Source organism: Brevundimonas sp. NPDC007368, from assembly GCF_042869015.1.
In the GTDB taxonomy this organism is placed as follows: Bacteria; Pseudomonadota; Alphaproteobacteria; order Caulobacterales; family Caulobacteraceae; genus Brevundimonas.
In genome coordinates this window covers 65,952-90,725 of record NZ_JBIAFA010000004.1, presented here as the reverse complement: position 1 = coordinate 90,725, position 24,774 = coordinate 65,952, and the positions used below count along the sequence as shown (strand labels likewise).

Genomic DNA, 24,774 nt, shown 5'->3' with positions numbered 1-24,774 from the left:
GGGGAGCGCGGGCAGCGCGGATCAGTAGGCGAAGTCGCGATAGATGCGGCTGACGTCGCCCTGCCACTCGCCATGGTACAGCTCCAGCAGACGGTCGGCGGGGGTCACGCCGCTGTCGGCGATGTCTTCCAGTTCCGACAGATAGCCGCGCTCGTCGACCATGCCGCCGCTGAAGCGTGCGCGGTTCTTCAGGCCGTGCTTGGCGATCTCGACCAGGTCGACGGCGATGTCGCGCACGCTGCGGCCCGCCACCTCGGCCTTGAGGCCCAGACGGGTCACGTCGCGGCGCAGACGCTCGTGGTCGGCGATGTCCCAGTCCTTGCACAGGTCCCAGGCGGCGGCCAGAGACGGCGCGTCGTAGAGGACGCCGGCCCACAGGGCGGGCAGGGCGCAGATGCGGCTCCACGGACCGCCGTCGGCGCCGCGCATCTCGAGATACTGTTTCAGGCGCACTTCGGGGAAGAGGGTGGTCAGGTGGTCGGCCCAGTCCTTGGCCGTGGCGCGCTCGCCCGGCAGGGCGTCCAGACCCTCGGTCATGAACTTGCGGAACGACTGGCCCGACAGGTCGACGTACTTCTCGCCGCGCTTGGCGAAATACATGGGGGTGTCCAGCGCATAGTCGGCGTAGCGCTCGTAGCCGAAGCCGTCGGCGAAGACGAAGTCCAGCATGCCGGTGCGGTCCGGATCGGTGTCGGTCCAGACGTTGGCGCGCGCCGACAGGAAGCCGTTGGGCTTGCCTTCGGTAAACGGCGAACAGGCGAACAGGGCCGTGGCGATGGGCTGAAGCGCCAGCGAGGTGCGGAACTTCATCACCATGTCGGCTTCTGAATCAAAGTCGAGATTGGCCTGGATGGTGCAGGTGCGCAGCATCATGTCGAGGCCCAGCGAACCCTTCTTGGGCATGTAGGCGCGCATGATGCCGTAGCGGCCCTTGGGCATCACCGGCACGTCCTCGCGCCGCCACAGGGGATCGAAACCGGCGCCGAGGAAGCCGAGGTTCAGCTGGTCCGCGACCTGCTTGACCTCCATCAGGTGCTGGCCGGTCTCCGAACAGATGTCGTGGATGGTCTGCAAGGGCGCGCCCGACAGCTCGAACTGGCCGCCCGGCTCCAGGCTGATCGAGGCGGTGAAGCCCTCGGCGTTCTTGCGCTCCAGGGCGATGACGTGGCCGGCTTCCTCGACCGGCGACCAGCCGAAGCGCTGCAGGCCCGTCAGCATGGCCAGGATGCCGTTCTCGCCCTCATAGGCGGGGCGGCGCAGGGTGGACTTGTCGAAGCCGAACTTCTCGTGCTCGGCGCCGATGCGCCATTGGTCGGCGGGCTTCTCGCCCTTCGACATGGCGTGGATCAGTTGCTCTTTCGAAAGCGGCGCCGTGTCGGACATCTGTAACCCCTGCTGTCGCGGCTAGATGGGCGAGGATACGGCCCCGCTCAAGAGGCAAGGCGATAAACTTCTATCGTTCCCAGTCGCCGACAGCCGCCTGCCAGAGGGTCAAGGCGGCGATGGCGGCGGTGTCGGCGCGCAGGATGCGCGGGCCCAGAGACACGGCGGTGGTGAAGGGGAGGCTACGCAGCCGCTCGCCTTCCTCCGGCGAGAAGCCGCCCTCGGGGCCGATCAGGATGGCCCACTTGCCACCGCCCGCAGCGGTCAGGGCCGAGACGGCGGGCGCGCCGCCGGTCTCGTCGCAGAACATCAGGCGGCGCGAGGCGTCCCAGCCGTCCAGCAGGGCGTCCAGCTTGACCGGATCATCGACCAGGGGCACGTCCAGCCGCCCGGTCTGCTCGGCGGCCTCCTCGGCGATGGCGTCCAGCCGGTCCAGCCGCAGGCGGTCAGCGTTGGTGCGATGGGTCAGGACCAGCCGCACGCGTTTGGCGCCCAGCTCGGTCGCCTTCTCGACGATGGTTTCGATCCGCGCCTTCTTCACCACGGCGACGATCAGCTCCAGATCGGGGCCATGGGTCTGTTCGCGCACCTGCTCCTCGGCGCGCAGGATGACGCCCTTCTTCAGCACCTCGGCCACGCTGGCGCGCCATTCGCCGTGGCGGCCGTTGAAGACCAGCAGGTCGTCGCCCGCCTTCAGCCGCATCACCTGGGTCAGGTAGCGCGACTGATCGAGGGTCGGAGCGACGGCGTGGCCGGGGGCGAGGTCTGAAGTAACGTGAAGGCGTATCATTTTTTCCGCTCATCCCCGCGGAAGCGGGGACCCAGTGAGAGCCTCAGAACAGGTCGTTGAACAGATCGCGCCAACCCGGATTGGTTCGCTCGATGAGTTCCAGTTTCCAGACGCGATTCCATTTCTTGATCTGGCGTTCGCGAATGAAGGCGTCGTGCCGGGTCGGATGAAGTTCGTACCAGACCAGAACGGCGCACCCATACTTGGCCGAAAAGCCTCTGAACACCTTTTCGCGGTGCTGCGACGTGCGTTCGACGATGTCGTCGGTCGAGCCGGTGTAGAGGGCGCCGTTCCGCCCGTTGGCGACGATATAGGTGAAGAAGGCCACGATCTGCCCCGCAAAAGGACTGGGTCCCCGCTTTCGCGGGGATGAGCGGGTAAGGTAACGCAGTTACTTTCTATGTCAGCCGGTCGCGCTGGGCGGGCCAGACGGGGGGCAGGTCGGTCTGGCCCTGGGCGTGGCGCAGTTCGCGTTCCAGCATCCGGCTCATGGCGTCCAGCGGCAGGTCGTTGGGATCGTCGCCGAAGGGGTCTTCCAGTTCGTCGCCCAGGGCGTCCAGACCGAAGAAGGTGTAGGCGACCAGCAGCGACACAGCCATCGTCCACCACCCCAGAGCGGGCGCCAGGGCGAAGGGCAGCATCAGGCAGAAGGCATGGGCCGTCCGGTGCAGCAACAGGGCGTAGGCGAAGGGCAGGGGCGTGGTCTTGATCCGCTCGCAGCCGGCCAGGACATGGCTCATCTCGGTCAGCCGCAACTCCAGCACCGAATAGCGGATCGGGTCGATCAGGCCGTCGCGCAGCAGTTCGGCGCACTGGCGGCCCACGCCGGTCAGGGCGGCGTCAGTGGCGTGGGGCGCGGGCTCGACCGGCGTCCAACGGGCGATCTCGCCCGTCTCGTCACGGTCGCGCAGGCGGGCGGCCAGGCCGAAGACGAAGCCGCCCATCCCGTTCAGCATGGGCGTGCGGCGCTCCTCGGGCAGCAGGGCCGTCTGGCGGATGAAAGAGCGGACGGCGATGATCAGCTCGCCCCACAGCTTGCGCGCCTCCCACCAGCGGTCGTAGCAGGCGTTGTTGCGAAAGCTCATGAAAATGGACAGCGCCAGCCCGATCAGGGCGAAGGGCGCCGCCGCCAGATGCACCGGCAGGTCGGGCCGTTCTCTGTGCAGCATCACCGCCGCCACGGTGATGACCACGGTCAGGGCCAGCCGTCCGACCACGCGCGGCAGGATGGACCCGTTCAGGGCGAACAGGATTTCCAGCGGGCCGGGGCGGGAGCGGACGATCATGCGCCACCCCTTACCCTTGTGCCGGGCCGTTTTACAGCGTGCGCGCGATCAGCAGCTTCATGATCTCGTTGGTGCCGCCATAGATGCGCTGGACGCGGGCGTCCTTGTAGAGCTGGGCGATCGGGTACTCGTTCATGTAGCCGTAGCCGCCGAAGAGCTGGAGCATCTCGTCGATGGTCTCGCCCTGGATGTCGGTGACCCAGTACTTGGCCATGGAGGCAGTGGCGGCGTCCAGCTGGCCTTTCAGGTGTAGGCCAATGCAGTGGTCGACGAAGACCTTGGCCACCGTCAGCTTGGTCTTGACCTCGGCCAGCTTGAACTGGGTGTTCTGGAAGTCGATCACCCGCTTACCGAAGGCCTTGCGCTGCTTGACGTAGTCCAGCGTCGCTTCCAGCCCCCGCTCGGCGGCGGCCACGCCCTGCACGGCGATGTTCAGGCGCTCCTGCGGCAGTTGCTGCATCAGCTGGACGAAGCCCTGGCCCTCGCCGCCGCCGATGGCGTTCTCCAGCGGCACCTTGACGTCGTTGAAGAAGAGCTCGGAGGTGTCGTTGGCCTCCATGCCGATCTTGTGCAGGTTGCGGCCGCGCTCGAAGCCTTCGGCGCCGTCGGTCTCGACCACGATCAGCGACGTGCCCTTGGCGCCTTCGGCGGGGTCGGTCTTGGCGACGACGATGATGAAGTTGGCCAGCTGGCCGTTGGTGATGAAGGTCTTGGAGCCGTTCAAGACGTAGTGGTCGCCTAGCTTGACGGCGGTGGTCTTGATGCCTTGCAGGTCGGAACCGGCGCCCGGCTCGGTCATGGCGATGGCGCCGACCAGTTCGCCAGACGCCAGGCGCGGCAGCCAGCGCGCCTTCTGCTCGGCCGTGCCGTAGTGCCAGACGTAGGGCATGACGATGGCGTTGTGCAGCGAGATGCCGAAGTGGTCCGCGCCCTTCCAGCCCAGCTGGCGCATCAGCACGACCTCGTGGCGATAGTCGCCGCCGAAGCCGCCGTCTTCTTCCGGTAGGCTGAGGCCCAGCAGGCCGGCGTCGCCCGCGTCGTTCCACAACTGACGCGGCACCGAGGAGGCGGCGATCCACTGCTGGAACTTCTCGGGCGGGGCGTGCTCGTCGATCCATTTGCCGACGCTGTCGGAGAAGAGGGTGATCTCCTCATCAAGCATGAAGTCGGGTTCGGGCGTGTTGAGCACGTTCATGGTCGCGTTTCCTGCGGGCGCGGTTCGGACTCTGGCGGTCGTCTGGGCGCGGTCGATAGAGAAAGGGCCTCCCCCGCGTCGGCGAGAGAGGCCCTGTGGTTCAGTGGCGGATCAGAAGGCCTCGGCGGGCATCTGCATCAGCACCTCGGCGCCGGTCTTCAGCTTGGTCAGATGGGCGGCGGCGTCGGGCAGGATGCGCTCGACGAAGTACTGCCCGGTCTGCAGCTTGGTGACGTAGTAGGGATCGGCGTCGCCGGCGGCGATCTTGGCCTGGGCCGACTTCGCCATCTGCGCCCACATATAGGCCAGCGCCGTCAGGCCGAAGATGTGCAGGTAGTCGGTCGAGGCGGCGGCGGCGTTGTCCGGGTTGGCCATGCCGTTCTGCATCAGCCACATGGTGCCGTCCTGCAGCTTCTTCTTGGTGTCGGCCAGGCCGTCGACGAAGGGCTTGATGGCCTCGTCGGCGCCGTTCTCGGCCACGAAGGCGTCGATGTCGGCGAACCAGCTCATGATGGCGCGGCCACCGTTCGACGGCAGCTTGCGGCCCACCAGATCGAGCGCCTGAATGCCGTTGGTGCCCTCATAGATCATGGTGATGCGGGCATCGCGCAGGTACTGCGAGGCGGGGAAGTGCTCGGTATAGCCCGAGCCGCCGTGGACCTGCATGGCCAGGCTGGCGACATGGAAGCCCTTGTCGGTCAGATAGGCTTTCAGCACGGGCGTGATCAGGCCCATGTAGTCCTTGGCCTTGGTCGCCGTGGCTTCGTCCGAGGACTTCTGCAGGTCGGCTTGCAGGGCGGTCCACAGGATGAAGGCGCGACCGCCTTCGACGAAGGCTTTCGACTCCAGCAGCATCCGGCGCACGTCGGGGTGGACCATGATGGGGTCGGCGGGGCCGTCCGGGTTCTTGGCGCCGGTCAGGGCGCGGCCCTGCAGGCGGTCGTTGGCGAACTCGACGGCGGCCTGATAGGCGGCGTCGCCGATGGCCAGGCCTTGCAGGCCGGTGCCGAGGCGGGCCTCGTTCATGACCACGAACATGTTGTTCATGCCGCGGCCTTCTTCGCCGATCAGCCAGCCCCTGGCGTTCTCATAGGCCATGACGCAGGTGGCGTTGCCGTGGATGCCCATCTTGTGCTCGAGGCCCGCGCACTGGACGCCGTTGCGCTCGCCCAGCGAGCCGTCCTCGTTGACCAGGAACTTGGGCACGACGAAGAGCGACAGGCCCTTGATGCCCGGAACCGCGCCTTCGACGCGGGCCAGGACCGTGTGGATGATGTTGTCGGCGAAGTCGTGCTCGCCCGCCGAGATCCAGATCTTCTGGCCGGTGATGGAGTAGCTGCCGTCGCCGTTCGGCACGGCCTTGGTGCGGACCATGCCCAGGTCGGTGCCGCACTGCGGCTCCGTCAGGTTCATGGTGCCGGTCCATTCGCCGGTCGCCATCTTGGGCAGATAGGTCTGCTTCAGCTCATCCGAGGCCGAGGCCTCGATGCCGTGATAGGCGCCCGCCGTCAGACCGGGATACATGGAGAAGGCCGCCGAGGCCGCCGCCGTGAACTGACCCACCGCCATGGACACGATCGAGGGCAGGCCCTGACCGCCGTATTCCGTGCCGAAGGCCAGGCTGGTCCAGCCGGCCTCGACCATCTGGTGATAGGCTTCCTTCCAGCCCTTGGGCGTCGTCACCACGTCGCCTTCGATGGTGCAGCCTTCCTGATCGCCCGGACGGTTGATCGGGGCGATGACCTCCTCGGCGAACTTGCCGCCTTCCTCGATGATCTGGTCGATCAGGTCGCGCGACAGATCGGCGTCGGCGAAGTGGTTGGCGTAGCGTTCGACCTCCAGCACGTCGTGCAGGACGAAGGACAGGTCGCGGACAGGCGCCTTGTAGGCCATGATCAGGCTCTCGCTTTGAAGGGCTGGAATTGATTGTCGGGGTTGAGCCGTTCGCTCAGCAGGCTGGCGTATTCGTCCGCCCCCGGCAGCAGGTCGGGGCGGTGTTCGCCCAGCTTGGACTCCATCCAGGCGCAGGCCTCTTCGGCCGTCTGGATGGCGCCCTCGATGTCTTCGAGTTGTTGCTTCAGCGCCTCGACCTGGGCGCGGTGACGGCGCAGGGCCACGGCCATCTGATGGACGTTGTGGTCCTTGCGGTCATACAGATCCAGCATCTCCTGGATCTCCTGCAGGGTGAAGCCGATGCGGCGGCCCCGCAGGATCAGCTTCAGCCGGGCGCGGTCGCGGCTGTCATAGACTCGCGTCTGGCCCTTGCGGGCCGGGGTCAGCAGACCCTTGTCCTCATAGAAACGCAGAGCCCGCGCGGTCGCGCCGAACTCGCGGCACAGGTGCCGGATGGAATAGGTGCGGTGATCGTCTGCGGTCGCCATGCGTCATCCATAACTTGACGCGGACGTAAAGGGAAGCTTCTCGCGCCGCCCCTCGACAAGTTGTGAACAGCGGGCGCTGCAAACGCAAATCGGCCGCGGGGAGCTTGCGCCCCGCCGCGGCCGATCCGGGGAGGAACTGTTGGGGTGGTCTAGTGGCGGCGGAACCAGAAGACCGGCGCCGTGATGGCGATCAGGAAGAGGTTGGTCAGGGCCAGGCCGATGTCCAACTCCGTGGCGTGCAGGATCAGCATGATGCTTTGCAGCGCCAGCAGGCCGACGCTTGCGGTCAGCAACAGCGGGCGACCGAAGCGCCAGGAGATCAGCGGGGCCAGCATCATGACCGCCAGGACGATCTCCACCACGCCCAGGCCGCGCACGAAGTTGACGCTGGCCATGGCGGGCCAGTGCATCAGCACGGTCAGGTTCTCCATCGACTCCGTCAGCTTGGCGTAGCCGGCGGCTATGAAGAACATCGTGATCCAGCCCTGGAAGGTCCACAGGGTCAGGTTCAGGTAATCGGCTTTTGCGCGGGATCGGGGCGTCAAGGTGGTCGAGGTCATGGTCGAAACCGGGGAGGTTTGATTGGTAACAGTTGCTAGATCAGATTGCGGGGTCCCGTCGTCAAGGAACTGTAACAATCTGTGAACCGGGGTAGGCGCGACCTGCGGCGACGGCGTGGCTGAAACCACAATTCCCCGTAATCCGACAGTGATCGTCAAAAGGCATTAGGCCGCGCGAAGCGGCCTGTCAACGCTTGATGACATCAACTGATGACATGAGGTGTCGGTGTAACGAAATCCGCTCATCCCCGCCTCCGCGGGGATGAGCGAAATTATAGGGCCCAGGCCTGCCGTGCCGCCTCCAGGCGGGCCAGCTTGGCGTACAGCGGCGACCAGTCGTCGCCCTGATCGATCGCCGACCAGACAGCCTCGACCTCGTCGATCAGCATTTCCTCGGGCTCGGCGGAGGCGAACATCGGATGCTCCAGCCGCTCGGGCCGGTCGGGCTCGTGCTCCAGCAGGGCGAAGCGGAAGGCGTCGAAGGCCTCGCCCTGATAGGCCTTGCCGCGCACGCCGCCCAGCGCCCGCGCGCCGGAGCTGAAGCCGCCGAACCAGTCGAAGAAGAGGGGCTCCCAACGCAGGGCCTCCCCCTTGTCGCGCAGCAGGGCCAGGCTTGCGTCCAGCAGTCTCTGGTCCGCCGCCTCGCCCAGGCTCTTGACCCCCAGCCTGTTCAGGAAGGCGGCGCGCAGGTGGCGGATATAGGCCGGCCCAAAGCCGTTCAGCGCCTCCGTCAGGGCCGCAACCTGCGGCTCGGCGATCAACTTCAGGCAGCCGGCCAGCTGGGTCAGGTTCCAGAATACCGCCTCGGGCTGGCGCGCGAAGGCGTAGAGGCCGGAATTGTCGAAATAGGCGGCGGTGAAGGCCGGGTCATAGTGGGGCAGGAAGCGCCACGGACCGTAGTCGAAGCTCTCGCCCGTCACGTTCAGATTGTCGGTGTTCAGCACCCCGTGGACGAAGCCGGCGGAAATCCACTTCGCCGTCAGCCGCGCCGAGACCTCGACCACGGCGGCCAGGAAGCCGGGCGCGTCACCGGGCGTGACCGAGGGATGATACAGGCTGCGGGCGTGCTCCAGCAGGACTTCCAGTTGATCCTTGCGACCATAATAGGCGGCGCGCTGGAAGGTCCCGAAACGGATGTGGCTGTGCGACAGCCGCACCATGACCGCCGAGCGGGTGGGCGAGGGCTCATCGTTCCGTTCCAACGCCTCGCCGGTCTCGATCAGGGACAGGATGCGGCAGGTCGGAACGCCCAGGCTTTCCAGCATGGCGGCGGCCAGGACTTCGCGCATCCCGCCCTTCAGCGTCAGCCGCCCGTCGCCGCGCCGCGACCAGGGCGTCTGGCCCGAGCCTTTGGTTCCCAGGTCGAGAAGTCGACCTGGAGGGGCGCTATCGCTCGCGACGCGGTCGCTCGCTGCTTGGGCGCCGCCCACCTCCCGCAGTTGCGCCGCCAGAAACCCGCGGCCGTCGCCGAGGTCGGGGTTGTAGGTGCGGAACTGGTGGCCGTGATAGCGCATGGCGACGGGGGCGGGCTGGCCGGGCAGGGGATTGAAACGGCCAAAACCGCTCAGCCATTCGTCGTCGCTCAGCGTCTCCAGCCCGACGTCCGCCGCCGCACGGTCGTTGCGGACTCGCAGGATCGTTTGGGGGAAGTCCGCCGCCGACACCGGATCGCCGAAGTCGGGGCCGAGATCGAAGAAGCGCGGGTCGGGACGATAGGCGGGGGAGACGGGCATGAACTGGCAGATGCGCGTTCGTCGCTCGGTTCGCAACCGCAACATCGACGGTCGAGTTGGTCTTGAACCTGTGGGTGGGTCGGCTATTTTCAACAGCAGAGATCAGGTCCCGCTTCGCTTGTCGTGCGTCGGGGCCAGGCTGGCGCCGTCCTTTGATGTGCGAATCCGGTCCGGCGTCCGTCGATAACCTGACGCCACGACAGTCCTTTTGATTTCGGAGACCGCCGTGGCCAAGAAGCTCACGCTCGACTTTCTTAAGACCGAAGCCGGTTCCGGCGCGGTGCTCGGCCTCGCCGCCGTCGCCGCCCTGATCGTCGCCAACTCGCCTATGTCCGCCGACTACTTCGCCTGGCTGAAGAGCGTCCACGTACTTCAAGTCGGCCCGCTGCGGCTGGAAGAGACGATCTCCGGCTGGATCAAGGAAGGCCTGATGGCGGTCTTCTTCCTCGTGGTGGGGCTGGAGATCAAATACGAGATACTCAGGGGCGAGCTGAGCAATCCCAAGAAGCTGGCCCTGCCGATCATCGCGGCCCTGGGCGGCATGGCGGTTCCGGGCCTGGTCTATCTGGCCGTCGCAGGGGCGCTGGGAGGGCCGTCGCAGGGCTGGCCTATCCCCCTGGCCACCGACATCGCCTTCGCCCTGGCCGTCTTCGCCATGGTGGGCAAGGGCCTGCCGTCATCGCTGCGGGTCTTCCTGCTGACCCTGGCCATCGTCGACGACCTCGGGGCCATCGCCCTGATCGCGGTCCTTTTCAGTCAGGGCGTGCAGTGGCTGCCGCTGCTGGGCGTGGCCGGGGTTCTGGCCGCCCTGGCCCTGATCGGCCGTCGCCGTCTGGCCGGCCCCTTCTGGGTCCTGGGCTTCGGCGCGGTCTGGTATCTGACGGTGATGTCGGGGCTGTCGACCTCGCTGACGGCGGTGGCCTTCGCCATGATCGTGCCGGTCGCGCCGCGTCCCGAGACCTCTCAAAGCCCGCTCAAGGAGGCGATGCACGACCTGCACCCCTATGTCGCCTTCCTGGTCCTGCCCCTGTTCGCCTTCGCCAAGGCGGGCGTGTCCTTCGCCGGTCTGTCGCTGGAGCAGGCCTTCGCGCCCCTGGTCATCGCCATCGCGCTTGGTCTGTTCGTCGGCAAGCAGGTCGGCGTCTTCGGCGCCGCCTGGCTGGCCGCCAAGCTCAAGATCGGCGACAAGCCCTCCGGCGCCAGCTGGCTTCAGCTCTACGGCGTCAGCCTGCTGTGCGGCATCGGCTTCACCATGAGCCTGTTCATCGGCGTCCTGGCCTTCCCCGGCGCGGTGGATTCGCCCGTGCAGATCGAGGTCAAGCTGGGCGTTATCGGCGGATCGGTGCTCTCGGCCCTGGCGGCGGCGTTGATTCTGAACCTCGCGGCGCGACGTCAGCAACAAAGGCAAGCCGCCTCAACTGCCAAGATCTTGCAGTGAACGTTGATAATATTGACCTTGCGTAATCGATTTTTGTCGCTTTCTCGCCACACGTAGAGCGACGTTGGCTGAAATCGCCATTCGCAGCTTTGCGGCTTCTTGTCGCTTTCCCGACCCTGGCTTACCCCTGTTCATGGAGAATTCACGCCGTTCAATGAGCGTGGATCGACAGGGACAGGAATCGCCACGGTCGCCGCGGGCGGCCGGGCCACAGAGCCGGGGAGCCGCCATATGCGTTTCAACAACATCCTTCGCTGCACCGCGTCGGCCGCCGTCGTCGGCGTCGTCGCCTTCGGCTTCGCCGGCGCCGCCTCGGCCCAGGAGGGGCCGACGACGATCGACGACATCATCGTCACCGCGCAGAAGCGTGAACAGAACCTGCAGGACGTGCCGATCGTGGTCACGACCCTGTCGCAGGAGGCGCTAGACGGCGCGGGCGTGCGCGACATCAAGGATCTGCAGATCCTGACGCCGGGCATGACCGTCACCTCGACCCAGTCGGAAGCCTCGACCACGGCCCGTATCCGCGGCGTCGGCACGGTCGGCGACAACCCCGGCCTGGAAAGCTCGGTCGGCGTAGTCATCGACGGCGTCTATCGTTCGCGCAACGGCGTCGGCTTCGGCGACCTGGGCGAACTGAGCCGCATCGAGGTGCTGAAGGGGCCGCAGGGCACCCTGTTCGGCAAGAACACCTCGGCCGGCGTCATCAACATCATTACCGAGGCGCCTTCGTTCACGCCCGGCTTCAACGCCGAGGCCACCTACGGCAACTTCAACGCCTGGGGCGTGGCCGGCTCGGTCACCGGACCGATCACCGATCAGATCGCCGGTCGCCTGTATGTGGCCAAGCGCGAGCGCGACGGCTTCTATGACGTGGTCACCGGCGCCGGTCCCCGCACCGAGAAGGACGACCAGAACCAGAACTTCTGGACCGCGCGCGGCCAACTGCTGATCCTACCGTCCGACGAGGTGTCGATCCGTCTGATCGCCGACTACTCCAAGCGCGACGAATACTGCTGCGTCTCGACCCAGGTGCGCACCGGCCAGACCTATGGTGCGGTCACGGCGGTCGGCGGCCAGCAGCAGCCTCCGGCGCCCGGCTTCGGCGCTCTGCCCTTCTCGCGCACGGCCTACGCCAACCGCAGCACCGCCCAGACCATGGAAGACATGGGCTTCTCGGCGGAAGCCAACATCGACATCCCCTCGTGGGACGCCACCCTGACCTCCGTCACTTCCTGGCGGAACTGGGAGGGCATCAACGCCATGGACCTCGACTATACGACGGCGGACCTGCTGTATCGTGTCGATGACGGCGGTTACGGCTTCGAACTGGACAACCTGACCCAGGAATTCCGCCTGGCGGGCTCGACTGACAAGCTGGACTGGCTGGTCGGCGTCTTCGCCACGCGTGAGAACATCAGCCGCAACGACAGCTACTGGTACGGCGCCGGCTATACGCCCTTCCTGTCGCTGCTGATCTCGTCGCAACTGAACGCCGGCACGGGCGGCGCCATTCCGCAGAGCGGCAATATCATCGGCTGCCTGACGCGGGCCGGCACCACCCCGACCTTCCTGGCGGGCTGCCTGCTGAACGGCGGCACCTCGACTTCGGGACCCCTGGCGCCGACCGGGCCGGGCTTCGGCGTCGGCCACGGGGTGCAGGACCACTATAGCCAGCGTTCGGACTCGCTGGCCCTGTTCACCAACAACACCTGGCATGTCACCGACCAGTTCGATGTGACCCTGGGCCTGCGCTACACCCAGGACAAGAAGCGCCTTCTGGGCGTGCAGGACAACCTGGGCGCCAATGGCGCGGCCTGCGGCGGCGCCCTGGGCAATGTCACCAACCTGACCAACGCCTTCATCGGCGCGGGTCTGACCCCGGCCGCGGCCGCCGCCAGCGCCCAGCGCGTCGCCGGCAACGTCTGCCTGCCCTGGGCCAACCCGCTGTTCGACAACCGTCGCATCTCGGAAGAGACCGACGACGGCGAACTGAGCGGCACGATCAAGGCGGCCTATCGCTTCAACGACTCGGTCATGGCCTACGGCTCCTACGCCCGCGGCTACAAGTCGTTCGGCTATAACCTGGACCGCGTGCAGACGGGCATCACGCCGACCGCCTCGTTGCTGTTCCCCTCGGAAACCGTCGACAGCTTCGAACTGGGTCTGAAGAACACCCTGTTCAATCGTACGGTCCTGCTGAACCTCACCTACTTCAACCAGAAGTTCGAGGACTTCCAGCTCAACACCTTCCTGGGCACGGCCTTCGTTGTCGAATCCATCCCCGAGCTGAAGTCGCAGGGCTTCGACGCCGACTTCGTCTGGTTCACCCCGATCGAGGGCCTGTCGCTGAGCAGCGGCCTGACCTACACCGACACCAAGTACGGGGACTTCGTCGCCGCCGACCTGACCAACCCGGGCAACTTCCCGCAGCTGTCGCTGCTGCCCGGCGCGCGGGCGTCGTTCGCGCCGGAATGGTCGGCCACGGGTTCGGTCGCCTTTGATCGTTCGATCGGCTCGGGCCTGAAGGTCGGCTTCAACCTCTCGGCCAAGTACTCGACCGAATACAACACCGGTTCGGACCTGCTGCCCTACAAGATGCAGGACGCCTTCACCCTCGTGAACGGCCGCGTCACCCTGGGCTCGGAGGACGAGCGCTGGGCCCTGGACATCTGGGCGCAGAACCTGACGGACGAGGAGTACAAGCAGGTGGCGATCAACGCCCCGCTGCAAGGTTCGGCCTTCCAGACGACGGTCCAGCCGAACGGGACCTACTTCAACCCGGCCCTGGACACCCAGACCTACAACGCCTTCATGGGCCAGCCGCGCACCTACGGCGCCACCCTGCGCGTCAAATACTGATCGGCCTTCGCCCTCGCGGCGAGGTCAGGGCGGCCCGGAGCGATCCGGGCCGCCTTTTCTTTTGACGATCTGAGCCGGACCGATCTTCGGACCTTGGCGGAAAGCCTCCCCGAGGTCGCGCATGAAAAAGCCCCCGGAGATCGCTCTCCGGGGGCTCTTCGTCTGGAGGTGTATTCAGTCGTGCAAGGCAGTCGCCTCGCCCGGCCGGGTGCCGTCGGCCAGCTTGCGCTGTCCGGCGAACATGCGGCCCAGAACCCGGCGACCAAAGCCGGCGATGTCGTCGACGATGGTGAAAATGGCCGGGATATAGAGCAGGGACAGGAAGGTCGAGGAGATCAGACCGCCCAGGACGGCGATGGCCATGGGCGAGCGGAACTCGACGTCGGCGCCGATCCCCATGGCGATGGGCACCATGCCGGCGCCCATGGCGAAGGTGGTCATCAGGATGGGGCGCGCCCGCTTGTGGGCGGCGTCCATGATGGCCTCGCGCCGCGTCATCCCCTCCTTCTCGGCGATGATGATGTAGTCGACCAGCAGGATGGAGTTCTTGGCCGCGATCCCCATCAGCATCAGCACCCCGATCAGGGCGGACATGGAGAAGCTCTTGCCGCCGATCACCAGGCCGATGAAGGCGCCGCCGATCGCCAGGGGCAGGGCCGCCATGATGGTGACCGGATAGGCGAAGCTTTTGAACAACAGGGTCAGGACGGCGTACATCAGCAGGATGCCGGAAATGAAGGCGATGCCGAATCCGACCAGCATTTCCTGGATGAACTCGGCGTCGCCGGCGGGCACCTGACGCACGCCGGTCGGCAGGTTCTTGACCGAAGGCAGACGGTTGACGGCCTGTCCCGCGGCGCCGGTGGTGATACCGTCCAGTTCCGCCGTGATCGAGGCGATGCGTGAGCGATCCTGACGGCTGACGGTGGCCGGGCCGGCGCCGAACTCGATGTCGGCCACGGCGCTGAGCGGAACGGAGGCGCCCGAGGCGGTCGGCACGCGCAGGTTTTCCAGCACGTTCAGATCCTCGCGGGCCTCTTCGGTCAGTTGCAGCCGGATCGGGATCTGGCGGTCGCCCAGGTTGTACTTGGGCAGGTTCTGCTCAATGTCGCCAATGGTGGCGACACGCACGGCCTGGGAAATGCTGCCGGCCGAAACGCCCAGCAGGGCGGCTTCGTCGGGGCGCGGCGTGACCAGGATTTCCGGTCGGGCGATGGCGGCGGTGTTGACTACATTGGCCAGCCCCGGCACGCCGCGCATCTCCTCCTCGACCTTGCGGGCCGCGGCTTCCAGGGTCGCCGGATCATCGCCCAGGATGGAGAAGGTGTAGCTGGTGCCGTCGCCGGGGCCGCCGCCCTGCTGGGCGATGCCGGCCCGGATGCGGGCGCCGGGGATCTGCTTCAGTTCGTCGACCATGACGCGCTGGAAGGCTTGCTGGCTGAGCGCCCGCTCGCCCTTGGGGGTCAAATCGGCGTAGATGTTGGCCTGACCCACGTCCTGACCGCCGATGGCGGCGTAGACGGAGGTGACCTCGGGCCTGGCGTTCAGCCTGGCGGTGACCTGATGCACCACGGCGTCGGTCTGGCGCAGGGTCGAGCCAGGCGGCAGTTCGACCTGGAAGGCGGCGCGGCCTTCGTCGCCCGGCGACATGAACTCGAAGGACATCTTGGCCACGACTGACAGGCCGATCGAACCGATCAGGAAGAGGGCGCCCATGACGAACACCTTCCAGCGGTTGCCCAGGCACCAGTGAAGGGCGCGCAGATAGCCCGCCATCCAGAAGGGGTCCTTGTCCTCGTGCTTGGTGTGCTTCAGCAGATAGGCGGCCATCAGCGGTGTCAGCGTCCGCGCCACCACCAGCGAGAAGAAGACGCTGATGCAGGCGGCCAGGGCGAAGGCCTTGAAGAACTGGCCAATGATGCCCGGCATGAAGCCGACGGGAGCGAAGACGGCGATGATGGTCCCGGTCGTCGCCACGACGGCCAGGCCGATCTCGTCGGCGGCTTCAAAAGCGGCGTCGTATGGCGGTTTGCCGTCCCGCATGTGGCGGACGATGTTCTCGATCTCGACGATGGCGTCATCGACCAGGATGCCGATGGTCAGGGACAGGGCCAAAAGGGTGACCACGTTCAGCGACTGATCCATCGGCCCGAGCAGGGCGAAGGTGGGGATCAGCGACATCGGCATGGCGGTGGCCGCGATCAGGGTCGCGCGCCAGTCACGGAGGAAGATGAAGACCACGATGACGGCCAGAACGGCGCCCAGCAGCAGGGCCTCCAGCGAGGCGAGGTAGCTCTCCTCGATGTATTTCACGCTGGAGGTGACCTGTTCGATGGTCAGCTCGGGATGGGCCTCGTCGATCTTCGCCACCTCGGCGCGGACCTTTTCGGCCACCTTGACCTCGCTGGCCTCGCGGGAGCGCAGGAAGTTGAAGGTCACGGCTTCCTGGCCGTTGTAGCGGGCCAGACGGCGGGGCTCGCCCCACTTGTCGACCACGGCGCCCAGGTCGCCCAGGCGCACGCTTCTGCCGTCGCCCAGCGGCACCAGGGTCTCGCGCAGTTGCTCGACTGAACCGGCGGCGCCCAGGGTGCGGACGGCGCGCTCGGACCCGGCCACGGTGACGCGGCCGCCGGGCAGGTTGTTGTTGACGTTGGTCAGGGCCTGGCTGACCTGGGCGGCGGTGACGCCGTACGACGCCAGGCGCACGGGGTCCAGCTCGACGCGGATTTCGCGATCGACGCCGCCCGAGCGATTCACCTCGCCGACGCCGCCAAGCGCCAGCAGGGCGCGGCTCATCTCGTTGTCGATGAACCAGCTGATCTGTTCCGGCGACATGGTGGGCGAGCGGACCACATAGGTGATCAGGGCGTCGCCGGTGATGTCGATGCGCTGGACCGTGGGCTCCTGCATGTCCTGCGGCAGGGAGCCGCGCACGCCGCTCATGGCGTTGCGCACGTCGTTGGTGGCGCGTTCCGTGTCGGTGCCCAGCTCGAACTCGATGGTGGTCGAGGACACGCCGTCGGTGACGTTGGAATAGATGTGGCGCACGCCCGACAGGCCGGCGATCGAGTCCTCGATCACCCGCGTGACCTGGACCTCCATCTCAGCCGGGGCGGCGCCCGGGCGGGCGGCGGTGACCGAGACCAGGGGGAAGTCGATGTCGGGGTTGTTGTTGATCCGCATCCCCATGAAGCCGGTCACGCCCGCCAGGGTCAGCAACAGGAACAGCAGGATGATGGGGATGGGGTTCTTGATGGCCCAGGAGGAGATATTGTTCATGGCCGGGCCTTACTTCGCGGCCGGAGCAACGGTCGGTGCGGCAGTCGGGGCGGCGGCGATCGTCACCTTGTCGCCCTCGTTCAGGAAGCCGGCGCCCTGGACCACGACGCGGACGCCGGGCTCGATCCCGCTGACCGAGGTCTGGTCGTCGCGCCGCGACAGGACCGTCACCGGGCGGAAGTGGGCGGCGCCTTGCGTATCCAGAACGAAGACCCCCGACTTGTTGCTGCGGTAGAGGACGGCTCCGGTAGGCACCACGGTCGCGGGCTGGGCGCCGGCGTTGATCGAGGCGCGGGCGAACATGCCGGGCTTCAGGCCGCTGCCGGGCGACAGGGTGATGCGGGCCAGACCCAGGCGGGTCTGGGCGTCGACCTCGGGGGTGACGATGCGGATCGTGCCGGAGGTGGCGACGCCCTCGTTGGAGGTGATGGTGGCGGTCTGGCCGGCGCGCAAGGCGGGCAGATCGGTCTCGGGCACCTGAGCATCCAGTTCCAGACGGCCGTCGCGGACCATGCGGAAGAGCTGGGTTCCGGCCTCGACGATCTGACCCTTGGTCACGCTGCGGCTGATGATCAGTCCCGAGACGGGGGCCTTGATCTCGCTTTGGGCCAGGCGGGTGCGAGTTTCCGACAGCGAGGCGCGGGCCGAGGCCAGATTGGCCTGCGAGGCGCGCTGGTTGGCCAGGGCGGTGTCCAGCGAGGCCTGGCTGAGGAAGCCGCGAGACTTCAATTCCTGGGCGCGGCCGAGCGCGGCGTCGTCGCGGGCGGCGTTGGCTTCGGCGGTCTGTACGCCTGCCTGTTGCTGACGCAGCTGGGCCTGCAGCAGGGCGTCGTTCAGCTTGACCAGGACCTGACCCTGACGGACGTAGGAGCCCTCATCGACATAGACGCCGACGGCGGTCAGGCCGCCGGTCTCGGCGCCGACCGGCACCTCCTCCCAGGCCGAGACGCTGCCCGAGGCGACGATGACGCGCGGAAGGGCGACCTCGGTCGCCGTGGCGACGCTGACCGTCTGGCGCGAGGCGCCCGCCTTTTCTCCGGCCTTGGACTTGTCGTCGCCGTGTCCGCCGCAGGCGGCGAGCGTCAGGGCTGCGGCGGCCATCAGGAAGAGGGCCGGGGTGCGAGGGGTTTTCGCCACGTGCGAGGATCCTTGAGAGGGTCGGGGCATGGCGTGCGAACCTTCTGTTCCACGCCGGAACGCAGTTAGGGATTGGGCCCGTTCTTAGCGTTTCAGCGAGCCGTTCTCAAACCTCGCACGGCAGGATTACCGCGAAGTAATCCTGCCGTCTTTTCGGCTAGGGACGGTCCCGGTCCGGCAGGGCGGCGACCTCGGCTTCGGACAGCTTCTTGACGATCCGCGCGTGGCAAGGCGTCGCCGGCGGCGTGCCGCCCGAGAAGACGATCTGGGTCGAGTCGCCGGTGCACAGGCGATCCAGTCCGCGTTGCGGCCAGAAGGCCATGCCCATGGCGTGGTCCATGTCGCGGCAGGCGCCCGAGACCTGGAGTTCAAACACGGCCTTGCCGATGCCGCGCACGAACACGGTCTGGTCCGACGAGCGAACCCGGAAGCTCTGGACGTCGTTCTGGAAAAGACACTGTCGCTGGGCGGCGGAGGTCGAGGCGGCGGTCGGGTTAGAGGCGGTCGGGGCGCAGCCGGCCAGGGCGACCAGACTTGCGGTGGCGGTCAGAAGTGCGGGGATGAGGCGGGGCATGTGAGGCTCCTTGAAAGCGCTGCGGTTCCCTAACGCCGAGAAGATGAACCTTGGCTGTCTAAGCGCGCGAAGCGGCGTGCGGGTTGCCTGAGCCCGGCGGAAATCGGCCGGGCGCGAGGCGGTCGGCCGCTGTGTTTTGCAGGGGAGACGGCTGGTTCAGGATGCACGCCGCCAGATGCTCGCCGAGCAGGGGGGCGACGCAAAAGCCGCGCGAACCGAGACCGGTCAGGGCGTAGAGGTTGAGGCGGCCCAGAGCGCCGACGACCGGCAGACGGTCCGGCGTGGTGGCGCGCACGGCCTTGCGGGTCCGGACGGGGCCTGCGGTCTCGACCTGGGCCGCGAGCGCGGGCAGGGCGGCGCTGAGGGTTACGAGATTGCGCGCTGAAGCCTCCTCCGTGGGGAGGGTGTCCACCTGCCCACGGTCGTGGGTGGCGCCGAACAGCAGGCCCTCGCCCGTGGGCACGGCGTAGCCGCCCCAGGCGACGGGCGGAGTGGTCGGATCCTCGACCCAGTCGGCCTGACCGGCGACCGGGGCGAGGGGAAGGTCGGGCGCGAGGGCGGCTGTTCCCCAGCCGGCGGCCAGGACCACGGCGTCGGCTTCGATCAGGAGCGCGCCGTCGGCGTCGAGCAGGGCCCAGCCCTCGCCTTCGGGCTGGAGGGTCTCGACGGCGGCGCTAAGGCGTTCGGCGCCCGCCAGCCAGGCTTCGAGCACCGCCGAAGGGCGCAGGGCCAGCGCGCCGCGCATCATCAGGCCGCCGCTCTGGACGGCTTGGCCGAGGTGTTCGGCGCAGGCGGCGGCGTCGAGACGGGTCATGGCGTCGTAGGGCCACAGGTCCTGGGCGGCGATCTTGTCGAAACGTGCGGTGTCGCGGGGCGCCTGCTCCAGTTGCAGCACGCCCTCGGCGATCACGGCGTCGGGCAGGGCGCGGTAGAGGTCACGGGCGCGCTCCAGCGCCTGGGCGTGCAAGCCGGCGATCAGGGCGTCGCCGGCGTCGAGGCGCGGCGTGACCAGGGCGGCGGGAAAGCCCGAGCCGCCCGCGCCGGGGCGTTCGGCCTCGATGACGGTGACGCGGGCGCCGCCGGCGATCAGGGCGCGCGCGACCGAGGCCCCGGCGATCCCGGCGCCGACGACGGCGATATGGCGTTGCGGGCGGGCGGGGGGCGGGGGCGAGGGCAGATGGGCCTCCAAGCGTTCGCGCTTGCGGCCGTGGCCGGGCTTCTTCTCGACGACGAAGCCGTGCTCGGCCAGGCCGCGCCGCACGGCGCCCGCGACGGTGAAGGTGGCGACCCGCGCGCCGGGGGCGGAACGGGCGGCGATCAGGGCCATGATCTCGGACGACCACATGCCGGGGTTCAGGGCGGGCGAGAAGCCGTCGAGGAACCAGGCGTCGGCGACGCCGGACCATTGTTCCAGCGCCCACTCGGCGTCGCCGACGGCCAGGTCGATGGTCGCGTTCCACTGCGGCAGGTCGAGGCGGTGGAAGCCGGGCGTTCCCTCGGGCCAGACGGCGAGGAGGGCCTCGGCGGTCTCGGCCAGTTCGGGCCAGGCGGACAGGGCGCGGGCGGCCTCGTCCCGGATCAGGGGGAAGCCTTCGACGGAGAAGACGTGCAGACGGCCGTTCTCGGGGCGGGCGCGACGCCACAGGTCCAGCAGGGCGACGATGTTCAGTCCGGTGCCGAAGCCCAGTTCGGCGACGGTGAAGTCGGCGCGGTCGGCCCAGGCCTGGGGCAGGCCGCAGCCGTCGAGGAAGACGGCGCGGGTCTCGGCCAGACCGTCGTCCTTGGAGAAATAGACGTCGCCGAACCGGCCTGAGCGGGGCGAGCCGTCCTCGGCCCAGACCAGCTGTGGGGAGGCGTCGCCGGGGGACTGTTCGCGCGGGTCGTCGGTCATGGCGGGGCTTTAGCCGTCAGGCGTCCGGCTGGATAGCGGGCACGAAAAAAGGGGCCGTCCGAAGACGACCCCTTTCCGCATCGCGACCCGGAGGCCGCGATCCAAGACGTAAGTCTTAGTGAGCGGCGGCCGGAGCGGCAGCCGGAGCAGCGGCGGCCGGAGCAGCAGCGGCGTCGGCAGCAGCCGGAGCAGCGGCGGCAGCAGCGTCGGTGGCGGCGCCAGCAGCGGCGGCGGCGTCGGTGGCGGCGGCGTCGGCGGTGGCAGCGGCGTCCGTGGCGGTGGCGGCGGCGTCGGTGGCGTCGGCGGCGGCGTCTTCAGCCTTGTCGGTGGCGGCCGGTTGGCAAGCAGCCAGGGCCAGAGCGGCGGCCGAAGCGGCGATCAGAGCGGTGATGCGCATAGTTGTTATCCTTCAGAAGGTAAAAGCGAGATCATGAACCCTCGCTAGGGGGGAGATAACGGGATCGTGAGCAAAACCGCAAGCGAAATTCTCACGGGTTCGTGAAGTCTCGTTATTCCCAGCAAAAAGGCCGCCCCGACATCCCGTCGGGGCGGCCTTTTCACGGTCTTTGGGGGACCGATTTTTTTAGTGCGCGGCCTTCTCGGCGGGCGGCGGAGTCGTAGCGGCGGCGGCCGTGTCGGCGGCCGTCTGAGCGGCGTCGCCGGCCGAGGCGGCGGCGTCGGTGGCGGCGCCGGCGGCGGCCGTGGCGGCGTCAGCGGCGGTGGCCGCGGCGTCGGTGGCGGTGTCGGCGGCCGCGTCAGCGACAGCGGCGGCTTCTTCGGTCTTGGGCGCCGGCTGCTGGCAGGCGGCCAGCGAGAGGGCGCTCAGGCCCGCGGCGACGATCATCAGGCGACGGATGGTCATGTGACTATAGCCCCTTTGACTTCAAGTTTCGGCGGGACCATCCCGCCGATGCAAGGCGTAACGCGAGATTGCAGGGTTCGACAAGCCCGGACCGGCCTCAGGCCGGGGGGACCGGACGGGCGGCCGGATCCATGGGGTCGGTCGGCGGCCTGTCCTCGGGGAGGGGCGGCGGTGTCTGGGCGGGCGGCGAAGTCGGCGTCGTCGATTCGCCGGGCGGAGGCGCGGCGGAGTCCGGCGCCGGTGCGGACGCGGCGCCCTCGGCGGGGACGGCCGCCGATTCGGCAGCCGGGGCGGCCGGCGCCGGCGACGGCTCGTCTTCGCACGCCGCCAGGACCGTTAGGGCGCTGGCGCTGAGAAGCAGGGCGGGCAGGGCTTTCATGCAGGGCTCCACAGGAATGCACGCGAACGTGACCTGTGGAGAACCGTCGTGAGCGATCCGTGTTCCCTCCGTGAACGGAAGGGGAGAAGACCGGTCAGGCGTCCGTCGGAGCGGCGGCCAGGGCCTCTTCCATTTCGGCGAAGGACGGCTGGGCCGTCGAGGGGATGTCGCCGCGGCCGATCTCGACCGAGATCTGGGCGGCGTTGCCGTGCAGGTGGGCGACCAGCACCGACTGGATGATCTTGTAGTAGGCGCCTTCCTCTTCGATGATCGCGTTCAGGCGCGCGGCGAAGGGACCGACCAGGCCATAGGCCAGGAACACGCCCAGGAAGGTGCCGACCAGGGCGCCGCCGATCATGCCGCCCAGGACTTCCGGCGGCTCGGTGATCGAGCCCATGGTTTTCACGATGCCCAGAACGGCGGCCACGATGCCGAGCGCCGGCAGGCCGTCAGCCAGGTTCTGCAGGGCGTGAGCCGAGGCCAGGGCCTCGTGGTGGTGCTTCTCCAGCTGCTTTTCCATGGCGTCCTCGATCTGATGCGGATCCTCGAGGTTCATGGTCATCATCCGCAGGGTGTCGCAGATGAAGTCCGTGGCGAAGTGGTCCTTCAGCACCTTGGGGTACTTCTGGAAGATGCTGCTCTCGGCCGGCTTCTCGATGTGGCTTTCCAGGGCGATGACGCCCTTGGACTTCATCGTCTTGGTCAGCTGGAACAGCAGGCTCAGCAGATCCTTGTAGTCCTGCTTCTTCCACTTGGGCCCGGCGAAGGTCTTGCCGAAACCTGCCAGCGACGCCTTGATCACCGGCAGGCTGTTGGAGATCAGGAAGGCGGCGACGCCGGCACCGCCGATGGCCATGAACTCGTGCGGCAGGGCGTGCATGATGACGCCGAACTTGCCGCCCGCCAGGACGTAGCTGCCGAACACCATGGCGAACAGCATGATGATGCCGATAATCTGGAACATGGCGGGGTCGGACGTCCTGCGGGAGAAAGCTCAGGACGCCCGTTATCGGCGTTAATGCTTAAGGGCGCGTTTCACGAATCCCGGTTCGGGACGCAATGAAGGCGCGAGATGTCGCAGGCGTCGGGCGCCTAAAGCCGGGTCGTGCCGTCCAGAATGGCCTCATAGGCCTTGGCGGTCAGCTTCTGGTAGCCGGCCTTGCCGCCGCGCACATAGACTGGGCCCTCGACCTTCTCCAGATCGAAGCCGTCGGCGACCAGATCGACCTTGCGGTATTTGAAGGTGCCGGTGGTCTCGGCCGACTTCATCAGGCGCAGGAAGACCGGACGGGCGTAGGGCGGCAACTGCTCATCGGCGTAGGCGGCGAAGGCGGCGGGATCGAACTTGCCCTCCAGCACTAGGCCGGCCATCCCGGCCTTGCCTTCCTGGCCGGGGACGACGACGCCGTAGGCGATGACTTCCTGAACGCCGGGGGCGTCGTGCAGGCGCTGTTCAACCTCGGCGGTCGAGACGTTCTCGCCCTTCCAGCGATAGGTGTCGCCCAGACGGTCCATGAAATAGAGGTAGCCGTCGCGATCCTGGCGCATCAGGTCGCCGGTGCGGAACCAGCGATCGCCCTTCTTGAAGACGTCGGTGAGGATCTTCTTCTCCGAGGCCTTCTTGTCGGCGTAACCCGAGAAGTCGTGACGGATGTCCGCGGCGATCTGGCCGATGGCCTCGCCGGTTTCGCCCGTCGCCACCAGACGGCACATGCCGTCGGCGCCGCGGATCGGCTCGCCGGTTTCGGGGTCCAGGGCGATCAGGCGGATGTTCAACTGCGACTTCAGGAAGCCCGGCACGCGGCCGATGGCGCCCGCCTTGCCGTCGAAGTTGAACAGGGAGACATTGCCCTCGGTCGAGCCGTAGAACTCCATGATGTTCTTGATGCCGAAACGTTTCTGGAACTCGGTCCAGACGTCGGGACGCAGGCCGTTGCCGAAGGCCAGGCGCAGCTTGTGGGCGCGCTCGTCCTCGTTGGGCGGGCAGTTGACCAGATAGCGGCACAGCTCGCCGATATAGACGAACATGGTGGCGCCGGACGTCTTCACGTCGGGCCAGAAATGAGTGGCCGAGAAGCGGCGACGGATGATCATCCGACCGCCGTTCAGCAGGATCGATCCGACCCCCACCAGGCCGCCGGTCGAGTGATACAGCGGCAGGCAGTTGTAGAGGGCGTCCCTGGACGTCGAGGCGGTGGCCCCGGCGAAGGCGCGCATATAGGTGCGGGCGCGCGAATGCGGGATGCGCGCTGCCTTGGGCAGGCCGGTCGTGCCCGAGGTGAATATGAACAGGGCCGTGTCGCGGTTGGTCAGACCGCTGCGCAGGCCCTTGTCCGGGCGAACGGAGGAGGCGCTGCGCACGGCGTTGTCGATGTCGCGGCGCTCGTTGGTCTCGTCTTCGTCGGCCAGGCCGTGGACCCAGACCATCAGGTTGCGGTCGATGAAGGGGCGGGCCTCTTCGACCGCGCGCCAGCTTTCCTGATCGGTGACGACGTTGAAGGCGTTGGAGATGGTCAGGCAGTGGGCCAGGGCCTGACCGGTCAGATTGGTGTTGATCAGGGCCGTGGCCACGCCGACCTTGGAGAAGCCGATCCAGGCGGCCAGGTATTCGACCCTGTTGTGCATGACCAGGGCGATGACGTCCGAACGCTTCAGGTTCCGCGCCTTGGCCCAGTGGGCGTAGCGGTTGGCCAGGGCGTCCAGCTCGCGATAGGTCAGGCGGCGGTGTTCATCCTCGAGCGCGACATTGTCGGGAAACTTGTCGACGGCCTCCTCGATGTCGTCACAGACCAGGACGTCGCTGTCGAGAGTGATGGGCTTGATGCGCTTCAGGAGGCGGTACAGCCCGCCCGCGAATCTCATATCGCGCCGGATGTTCGCTGCCAGACCCATGGTTGCGCCGCCTCTTCCCGAGTTTATGACTTTCAACGGTGATGAACGGGCGGCGACGGCGGGTCAACAGGTAGCAAGCGCACATCGCCACAATGTTTCATCGGCGCGATGCTTGAGCCTCGTTTTCGATGA

19 protein-coding genes are annotated in these 24,774 nt (G+C 67.5%); 2 read left to right on the top strand and 17 right to left on the bottom strand.

Features of this window, described 5'->3' with window-relative positions; all coding sequences use genetic code 11:
* Positions 1–21 precede the first annotated feature (21 nt).
* The 9 genes from ACFYLW_RS09570 to ACFYLW_RS09530 form a co-directional block, all read right to left on the bottom strand.
* Entirely contained in the window at positions 22–1,383 is a 1,362-nt protein-coding gene (locus ACFYLW_RS09570; protein ID WP_312064562.1) for a glutamate--cysteine ligase, read from the bottom strand.
* 70 nt (positions 1,384–1,453) lie between these two features.
* Positions 1,454–2,173, bottom strand: a complete 720-nt coding sequence (locus ACFYLW_RS09565) for a 16S rRNA (uracil(1498)-N(3))-methyltransferase (protein ID WP_312064563.1) — start codon at positions 2,171–2,173, stop codon at positions 1,454–1,456.
* Positions 2,174–2,216: 43 nt separating this feature from the next.
* The gene (locus ACFYLW_RS09560) at positions 2,217–2,501 is read right to left on the bottom strand and encodes a GIY-YIG nuclease family protein (protein ID WP_292085588.1); all 285 of its coding nucleotides are present in this window, start codon (positions 2,499–2,501) and stop codon (positions 2,217–2,219) included.
* Positions 2,502–2,571: 70 nt separating this feature from the next.
* Positions 2,572–3,459, bottom strand: coding sequence for a bestrophin family protein (locus tag ACFYLW_RS09555; RefSeq protein WP_312064565.1), 888 nt, complete (start codon positions 3,457–3,459; stop codon positions 2,572–2,574).
* A 31-nt stretch (positions 3,460–3,490) separates the two neighbouring features.
* Positions 3,491–4,654: an acyl-CoA dehydrogenase family protein gene (locus ACFYLW_RS09550; RefSeq protein WP_312064567.1), complete on the bottom strand. Its 1,164-nt coding sequence runs from the start codon at positions 4,652–4,654 to the stop codon at positions 3,491–3,493.
* Positions 4,655–4,765: 111 nt separating this feature from the next.
* Entirely contained in the window at positions 4,766–6,547 is a 1,782-nt protein-coding gene (locus ACFYLW_RS09545; RefSeq protein ID WP_312064568.1) for an acyl-CoA dehydrogenase C-terminal domain-containing protein, read from the bottom strand.
* A gap of 2 nt (positions 6,548–6,549) precedes the next feature.
* Entirely contained in the window at positions 6,550–7,035 is a 486-nt protein-coding gene (locus ACFYLW_RS09540; protein ID WP_292085593.1) for a MerR family DNA-binding transcriptional regulator, read from the bottom strand.
* 149 nt (positions 7,036–7,184) lie between these two features.
* Positions 7,185–7,595: a DoxX family protein gene (locus ACFYLW_RS09535; RefSeq protein ID WP_312064569.1), complete on the bottom strand. Its 411-nt coding sequence runs from the start codon at positions 7,593–7,595 to the stop codon at positions 7,185–7,187.
* A 272-nt stretch (positions 7,596–7,867) separates the two neighbouring features.
* Positions 7,868–9,328: a protein adenylyltransferase SelO family protein gene (locus tag ACFYLW_RS09530; RefSeq protein WP_312064570.1), complete on the bottom strand. Its 1,461-nt coding sequence runs from the start codon at positions 9,326–9,328 to the stop codon at positions 7,868–7,870.
* Between the two features lie 226 nt (positions 9,329–9,554).
* Between ACFYLW_RS09530 and nhaA the strand changes: the two genes are divergently transcribed.
* Together nhaA and ACFYLW_RS09520 are read left to right on the top strand one after the other, a co-directional pair.
* Positions 9,555–10,766 carry a Na+/H+ antiporter NhaA gene (nhaA, locus tag ACFYLW_RS09525; protein ID WP_312064572.1) on the top strand — a complete coding sequence of 404 codons (1,212 nt, stop codon included), beginning with the start codon at positions 9,555–9,557 and terminating at the stop codon, positions 10,764–10,766.
* A gap of 231 nt (positions 10,767–10,997) precedes the next feature.
* Positions 10,998–13,628 carry a TonB-dependent receptor gene (locus tag ACFYLW_RS09520; RefSeq protein WP_292085600.1) on the top strand — a complete coding sequence of 877 codons (2,631 nt, stop codon included), beginning with the start codon at positions 10,998–11,000 and terminating at the stop codon, positions 13,626–13,628.
* Between the two features lie 174 nt (positions 13,629–13,802).
* Here the strand turns inward: ACFYLW_RS09520 and ACFYLW_RS09515 are convergent, their stop codons facing one another.
* From ACFYLW_RS09515 to ACFYLW_RS09480, 8 genes are all read right to left on the bottom strand, one after another.
* Positions 13,803–16,907, bottom strand: coding sequence for an efflux RND transporter permease subunit (locus ACFYLW_RS09515; protein ID WP_312064573.1), 3,105 nt, complete (start codon positions 16,905–16,907; stop codon positions 13,803–13,805).
* 9 nt (positions 16,908–16,916) lie between these two features.
* Positions 16,917–18,044, bottom strand: coding sequence for an efflux RND transporter periplasmic adaptor subunit (locus ACFYLW_RS09510; protein ID WP_312064574.1), 1,128 nt, complete (start codon positions 18,042–18,044; stop codon positions 16,917–16,919).
* 157 nt (positions 18,045–18,201) lie between these two features.
* Positions 18,202–18,618, bottom strand: a complete 417-nt coding sequence (locus ACFYLW_RS09505) for a DUF6491 family protein (RefSeq protein WP_312064576.1) — start codon at positions 18,616–18,618, stop codon at positions 18,202–18,204.
* Positions 18,619–18,676: 58 nt separating this feature from the next.
* Complete coding sequence (mnmC, locus tag ACFYLW_RS09500; protein WP_313471928.1) at positions 18,677–20,509, bottom strand: FAD-dependent 5-carboxymethylaminomethyl-2-thiouridine(34) oxidoreductase MnmC; 1,833 nt, start codon at positions 20,507–20,509, stop codon at positions 18,677–18,679.
* Positions 20,510–20,624: 115 nt separating this feature from the next.
* On the bottom strand, positions 20,625–20,906 hold the full coding sequence (locus ACFYLW_RS09495) for a hypothetical protein (protein WP_292085606.1): 282 nt from the start codon (positions 20,904–20,906) through the stop codon (positions 20,625–20,627).
* A gap of 186 nt (positions 20,907–21,092) precedes the next feature.
* Entirely contained in the window at positions 21,093–21,371 is a 279-nt protein-coding gene (locus tag ACFYLW_RS09490; protein WP_313471929.1) for a hypothetical protein, read from the bottom strand.
* A gap of 473 nt (positions 21,372–21,844) precedes the next feature.
* Positions 21,845–22,714: a flagellar motor stator protein MotA gene (gene motA, locus ACFYLW_RS09485; protein WP_292085609.1), complete on the bottom strand. Its 870-nt coding sequence runs from the start codon at positions 22,712–22,714 to the stop codon at positions 21,845–21,847.
* 128 nt (positions 22,715–22,842) lie between these two features.
* The gene (locus ACFYLW_RS09480) at positions 22,843–24,642 is read right to left on the bottom strand and encodes a long-chain-acyl-CoA synthetase (protein ID WP_312066255.1); all 1,800 of its coding nucleotides are present in this window, start codon (positions 24,640–24,642) and stop codon (positions 22,843–22,845) included.
* Positions 24,643–24,774: the final 132 nt, after the last annotated feature.

Bases quoted from the DNA above. Each gene is read 5' to 3' on its own strand.
- ACFYLW_RS09570 (WP_312064562.1), bottom strand. From the start codon at position 1,383: ATGTCCGACACGGCGCCGCTTTCGAAAGAGCAACTGATCCACGCCATG.
- ACFYLW_RS09565 (WP_312064563.1), bottom strand. From the start codon at position 2,173: ATGATACGCCTTCACGTTACTTCAGACCTCGCCCCCGGCCACGCCGTC.
- ACFYLW_RS09555 (WP_312064565.1), bottom strand. From the start codon at position 3,459: ATGATCGTCCGCTCCCGCCCCGGCCCGCTGGAAATCCTGTTCGCCCTG.
- ACFYLW_RS09550 (WP_312064567.1), bottom strand. From the start codon at position 4,654: ATGAACGTGCTCAACACGCCCGAACCCGACTTCATGCTTGATGAGGAG.
- ACFYLW_RS09545 (WP_312064568.1), bottom strand. From the start codon at position 6,547: ATGGCCTACAAGGCGCCTGTCCGCGACCTGTCCTTCGTCCTGCACGAC.
- ACFYLW_RS09540 (WP_292085593.1), bottom strand. From the start codon at position 7,035: ATGGCGACCGCAGACGATCACCGCACCTATTCCATCCGGCACCTGTGC.
- ACFYLW_RS09535 (WP_312064569.1), bottom strand. From the start codon at position 7,595: ATGACCTCGACCACCTTGACGCCCCGATCCCGCGCAAAAGCCGATTAC.
- ACFYLW_RS09530 (WP_312064570.1), bottom strand. From the start codon at position 9,328: ATGCCCGTCTCCCCCGCCTATCGTCCCGACCCGCGCTTCTTCGATCTC.
- ACFYLW_RS09520 (WP_292085600.1), top strand. From the start codon at position 10,998: ATGCGTTTCAACAACATCCTTCGCTGCACCGCGTCGGCCGCCGTCGTC.
- ACFYLW_RS09515 (WP_312064573.1), bottom strand. From the start codon at position 16,907: ATGAACAATATCTCCTCCTGGGCCATCAAGAACCCCATCCCCATCATC.
- ACFYLW_RS09505 (WP_312064576.1), bottom strand. From the start codon at position 18,618: ATGCCCCGCCTCATCCCCGCACTTCTGACCGCCACCGCAAGTCTGGTC.
- mnmC (WP_313471928.1), bottom strand. From the start codon at position 20,509: ATGACCGACGACCCGCGCGAACAGTCCCCCGGCGACGCCTCCCCACAG.
- ACFYLW_RS09495 (WP_292085606.1), bottom strand. From the start codon at position 20,906: ATGCGCATCACCGCTCTGATCGCCGCTTCGGCCGCCGCTCTGGCCCTG.
- ACFYLW_RS09490 (WP_313471929.1), bottom strand. From the start codon at position 21,371: ATGACCATCCGTCGCCTGATGATCGTCGCCGCGGGCCTGAGCGCCCTC.
- motA (WP_292085609.1), bottom strand. From the start codon at position 22,714: ATGTTCCAGATTATCGGCATCATCATGCTGTTCGCCATGGTGTTCGGC.
- ACFYLW_RS09480 (WP_312066255.1), bottom strand. From the start codon at position 24,642: ATGGGTCTGGCAGCGAACATCCGGCGCGATATGAGATTCGCGGGCGGG.